This window comes from Streptomyces coffeae (assembly GCF_016741875.1).
In the GTDB taxonomy this organism is placed as follows: Bacteria; Actinomycetota; Actinomycetes; order Streptomycetales; family Streptomycetaceae; genus Streptomyces; species Streptomyces coffeae.
Genome location: NZ_JAERRF010000207.1, coordinates 1 through 423, shown reverse-complemented (window position 1 = coordinate 423; position 423 = coordinate 1). Strand labels below are relative to the sequence as shown.

Genomic DNA, 423 nt, shown 5'->3' with positions numbered 1-423 from the left:
TGACCATGACGCCGAGCATCCGACAACCGCTCCAGAAGGAGTAACCCCACACCCTCCCCCCAGCCCGTACCATCCGCCGCCGCCGCGAAAGGCTTACAGCGACCATCGGGAGCCAAACCACGCTGACGCGAGAAACCAGTGAACACATCCGGGGTAGCCATCACCGTCACCCCACCCGCCAGAGCAAGCGTGCACTCACCACGACACAATGCCTGCGCCGCCAAATGCATCGCCACCAAAGACGACGAACACGCCGTGTCCACCGTCACCGCCGGCCCCTCAAAACCCAGCGAGTACGCCACCCGACCCGACACCACGCTCCCCGAACCGGCGAGCATCGCATAGCCCTCGAGCTTCGCATCTGCTCCGCTGCTCAGTCCGGCCGCGTAGTCGTGATACATGACGCCCGCGTAGACACCCGTG

At 65.0% G+C, this 423-nt stretch carries 1 protein-coding gene; it reads right to left on the bottom strand.

The annotated features are described in order from the left end of the window. Positions 1 to 423, bottom strand: a 423-nt coding sequence (locus tag JK363_RS41700) for a beta-ketoacyl synthase N-terminal-like domain-containing protein (RefSeq protein WP_236076603.1), incomplete at both ends; no start/stop codon positions are given.